5 protein-coding genes and 2 tRNA genes are annotated in these 4,071 nt (G+C 69.7%); 3 read left to right on the forward strand and 4 right to left on the reverse strand.

Going from position 1 to position 4,071, the window contains the following annotated elements; genetic code table 11:
- Nucleotides 1-14 precede the first annotated feature (14 nt).
- The 4 genes from ACFWGZ_RS40030 to ACFWGZ_RS40045 all read right to left on the reverse strand — a co-directional run bounded on the left by ACFWGZ_RS40030 (nucleotide 15) and on the right by ACFWGZ_RS40045 (nucleotide 1,348).
- Nucleotides 15-88: transfer RNA gene (locus tag ACFWGZ_RS40030), tRNA-Asp, on the reverse strand.
- A 46-nt stretch (nucleotides 89-134) separates the two neighbouring features.
- Nucleotides 135-207 (reverse strand) — tRNA-Glu (locus ACFWGZ_RS40035).
- Between the two features lie 130 nt (nucleotides 208-337).
- On the reverse strand, nucleotides 338-976 hold the full coding sequence (locus ACFWGZ_RS40040) for a ScbR family autoregulator-binding transcription factor (protein ID WP_382456809.1): 639 nt from the start codon (nucleotides 974-976) through the stop codon (nucleotides 338-340).
- A gap of 126 nt (nucleotides 977-1,102) precedes the next feature.
- Nucleotides 1,103-1,348, reverse strand: coding sequence for a hypothetical protein (locus ACFWGZ_RS40045; RefSeq protein WP_382456810.1), 246 nt, complete (start codon nucleotides 1,346-1,348; stop codon nucleotides 1,103-1,105).
- A gap of 155 nt (nucleotides 1,349-1,503) precedes the next feature.
- Here ACFWGZ_RS40045 and ACFWGZ_RS40050 point away from each other — a divergent pair, with 155 nt between their 5' ends.
- The 3 genes from ACFWGZ_RS40050 to ACFWGZ_RS40060 all read left to right on the forward strand — a co-directional run.
- Nucleotides 1,504-1,764 carry a hypothetical protein gene (locus ACFWGZ_RS40050; protein ID WP_382456811.1) on the forward strand — a complete coding sequence of 87 codons (261 nt, stop codon included), beginning with the start codon at nucleotides 1,504-1,506 and terminating at the stop codon, nucleotides 1,762-1,764.
- A 57-nt stretch (nucleotides 1,765-1,821) separates the two neighbouring features.
- Nucleotides 1,822-2,028 (forward strand): heavy-metal-associated domain-containing protein, encoded by a 207-nt coding sequence (locus ACFWGZ_RS40055; RefSeq protein WP_382456812.1) that lies wholly within the window; start codon nucleotides 1,822-1,824, stop codon nucleotides 2,026-2,028.
- On the forward strand, nucleotides 2,028-4,071 hold a 2,044-nt coding region (locus ACFWGZ_RS40060), incomplete at its 3' end, for a heavy metal translocating P-type ATPase (protein WP_382456813.1). The genes ACFWGZ_RS40055 and ACFWGZ_RS40060, both read left to right, overlap by 1 nt.

Below are 4,071 nucleotides of genomic sequence, written 5' to 3' on the forward strand. Positions count from 1 at the left end.
AGTACAAGATGAAGCGACCCAGACGGGACTCGAACCCGCGACCTTCGCCGTGACAGGGCGACGCGCTAACCAACTGCGCCACTGGGCCTTGCTCTTGCTACCTTACCGTACTGCATCTACTGCTTTTTACTGCGTGCCCCCAACGGGATTCGAACCCGCGCGACCGCCTTGAAAGGGCGGGATCCTAGGCCGCTAGATGATGGGGACTAGCTGGTCTCTGGAAGCATCGTAAGCATATGCCATAGGTCCGCGCACCTCCAAAACGGGGGTCCCACTTCTGCGTTGACCTGCTCAAACCCGCTTCCGGACGGGATCGGCCAGATCAACAAATGCCTGTTCACGGCCCGACGGGCCGTTCCGGCTCTTTGTGTGATCCAGACAACTTCCAGCCGGCCGCCGCGACGCACGGCAGAACGTGCCCGAGAACCTCGCGGATGCGGTCGGGGAAGTCGCCGCAGGACGTCGTCGCCGAGGAGATGAGTCGCGCGCCGAGAGCGGCGCTGCACAGCGTCCGCGCGACCGCCTCCGGGTCGACGCCGGGGAGCAGGTGCCCGCGCTCGCCCGCCTCCGCCAGGTAGGTGCCGATGAGCTTCTCCCACATGACGTGCGTGCTCGGGACGCCCGGATACCCGATCTCGCGGTCGGCGTTCAGCCGCACGCCCGCGCGCAGCACGACGTCGGCCGCCATCCGGTCGGCGGATTCCACGAACATGCCGTGCAACGCGCTCAACGGGTCGATGCCGCGGGCGCGCCACGACTCGCGCACCTCGGACCACAGTTCGCCCTGGCGCTCGATGAGCGCGGAGGCGACCGCTTCCTTGGAGGCGAAGTGGAAGTAGAAGGCGCCCTTCGTCAAACCTGCGCGCGCGAGCACGGCGGTCAGCGACGTGCGGTCGTAACCGAGGCGGTCGAACTCCTCCGCCGCCGCCTGCAGGATCGCCTCCCGCGTCGCGTGGGCCCGGTCCTGCTGGGGCATGGGTGCAGGTTAGCCGTTGCCGCGAAAGAGACCCGTGGGTATGTTTCGGGATGCGGCCCTGTCTCGGGAGACGCGCTCCGGGGGGTGCGCGTCTCGCGTCAGGGCCGCTTCCTCGTTCGCATCAGCTCACCGCTGCACGGGCGGCGTCGAGCCGTCCTCACCCGGTGACAGTCCCAGCATGTCGAGCAGCATCCGGCAGTCCTCGGTGCCCAGCGCGCTCCGCGCGACCGCGAGCCTGGCCCGGTGGACCTGGTCGTCGGAGATCCGCGAGGGTTCTCCGCTGCGCTGGGCCGGCACCGTCGGCCCGCCCTGTCGCGACATGCTCTCGTCCTGCGTGAACAGGAACTTCCGCACTTCCAGTGACCCGCTCAAAGCACCCTCCCCGACTTGAGGTGTGGCCGCGAGGCTAAGCGACCTGGGACAACAGCCGCAGCCCCCCGCAGAGTGATTCCACCACCACCCAGCGTTACTTTCCGTACTGGTGCAGTCCGTGCCTCGTGGAGAACCGGCCAAGGGATGATGGACCGATGACTGAACCCACGCCGGAGCCTTCCCCCGAACCCGAGGACCAAAACCCGCCCCAGCCACCTCCTTCAGTGGACCAGGAGGCGATCTTCAAGGCGATCAGCGGCATCGACGTGAACACGATCGACGCCGACATCGAGTCCGCCTTCGGGTCCCGGATGGCCCAGCTCGACGAGATGCTCGCGGGCCTCGACGACCTGGTCGACCAGATCGAGAAGAACATCCAGAACCTGGACCAGCCCAAACCCGGGAGTCCTGAGTAGATCGCTTACCCCAGGGGGGTATAGACTCGGAGTTCCGTGGATAGAGAGAAGGCTCCGATGTCCGTCACCGCCACCTACACCGTCACCGGCATGACCTGCGGCCACTGCGTCAGCTCCGTCACCGAGGAGCTGACCGAGGTCGCCGGGGTCACCGGTGTCGACGTCGTCCTGGAGACCGGCGCGGTCACCGTGACGAGCGACCGCGAGCTCGACCGGTCCGAGGTCGTCGCCGCCGTCACCGAGGCCGGGTACCAGGTCGCCTGATGACCACGACCGAGCCCCGCCACGTCGAGCTCGCGATCAGCGGCATGACCTGCGCCTCCTGTGCGAGGCGCGTGGAGCGCAAGCTGAACCGGCTCGACGGCGTCTCCGCCACCGTGAACTACGCGACGGAGAAGGCCAGCGTTCAGTTCCCGGACAGCCTGCGCGTGGACGACCTGGTGTCGACCGTGCGCGCGGCCGGGTACGACGCGGAGGAACCGAAGCCGGAGACCCCGGACGAGTCCGGTGAGCTGGGGCTGAGGTTCGGGCTGGCCGCGGCGCTCGGGGTGCCGGTGATCGTGGTGTCGATGGTCCCGGCGTGGCAGTTCCCGGTCTGGCAGTGGATCGCGCTGGCGCTCACGAGCGTGGTCGTGTGGGTGTGCGGCTGGCCGTTCCACCGGGCCGCCGTAGTCAACGCACGGCACGGCGCCAGCACGATGGACACCCTCGTGTCGATGGGCGTCACGGTCTCGTACCTGTGGTCGCTCTACGCGTTGGTGCTCGGCGAGGCCGGAGTCATCGGCATGCGCCACGAGTTCAGCCTGCTGCCGCGCCCCACCACCTCCGGCGACATCTACCTGGAGGTCGCGGTCGGCGTGACCGTGTTCCTGCTGCTCGGGCGGTGGCTGGAGGCGAGGTCGAAGCGCAGCGCGGGTGCGGCGATGCGGTCGCTGTTCGCATTGGGCGCCAAGGACGTGGCGGTGCTGCGCGAGGGCGCGGAGACCCGCGTCCCGATCGGTCAGCTCCGGGCCGGCGAACGGTTCGTGGTCCGTCCGGGTGAGCGGATCGCCACGGACGGCGTAGTGGTCGAGGGCAGCTCGGCCGTGGACAGCTCGATGATCACCGGCGAGTCCGTCCCGGTCGAGGTCGGCACGGGCGACTCCGTGGTCGGCGGGACGGTCAACGCGGGCGGGCGGCTGGTCGTCGAGGCGCTCAGCGTCGGCGCGGACACCCAGCTCGCGCGGATGGCCCGCATGGTCGAGCAGGCGCAGGCGGGCAAGGCGGAGGTGCAGCGGCTGGCCGACCGGGTCTCGGCCGTGTTCGTCCCCGTGGTCGTGGTGATCGCGCTGCTGGCGTTCGGCGGGTGGCTGCTCGCGGGCCGCCCGCTCGAGTTCGCGGTGACGACGGCGGTCGCGGTGCTCGTGATCGCGTGCCCGTGCGCACTGGGCCTCGCCACCCCGACGGCACTGCTCGTCGGCACCGGCCGCGGCGCCCAGCTCGGGATCCTCGTGAAGGGCCCGGAGGTGCTGGAGTCGACGCGCCGCGTGGACACCGTCGTGCTGGACAAGACCGGCACGGTCACCACGGGCCGGCTGACGCTGGTCGACGTGATTCCCGCCGAGGGCGTGTCGCGCGACGAGGTGCTGCGTTTCGCGGCGGCCGTGGAAAACGCGTCGGAACACCCCGTCGCCGCCGCGATCGTGCGCGAAGTCGAAGAAGTGCTCCCGGTTTCCCAGTTCGTTTCCACGGACGGCATCGGTGTCAGCGGGATCGTCGAGGGACGGCGAGTCGCCGTCGGCCGCACGAGCGGAGTCACCGTTCCCGCGGAATTGTCCGAGGCCGCCGCACCGCACGCCGCGCGAACCGTTGTCGCGGTTTCCTTCGACGACGAGGTCGTCGGTCTCGTCGTCGTCTCGGACGTCGTGAAACCCACGTCCGCGCAGGCGATCCGGTCGCTGCGCGAGCTGGGCCTGCACCCGGTGCTGCTGACCGGTGACAACGCGTCGGTGGCCGCCGCGGTCGCCGCCGAGGTGGGGATCGACGAGGTCGTGGCGGACGTGCTACCAGGGGAGAAGGTCGCCGCGGTGCGCGCGCTCCAGGCGAAGGGCCAGGTCGTGGCGATGGTCGGCGACGGCGTGAACGACGCGCCCGCGTTGGCCGCGGCAGACCTGGGCCTGGCCGTGGGAACCGGCACCGACGTGGCGATCGAGGCGAGCGACCTGACCCTCGTGCGCGGCGACCTGCGCGTGGCGGCGGACGCCATTCGGTTGGCGCGCAAGACGTTGGGCACCATCAAGGGGAACCTGTTCTGGGCCTTCGCCTACA

It is taken from the genome of Lentzea sp. NPDC060358, assembly GCF_042725365.1.
GTDB lineage: Bacteria > Actinomycetota > Actinomycetes > Mycobacteriales > Pseudonocardiaceae > Lentzea.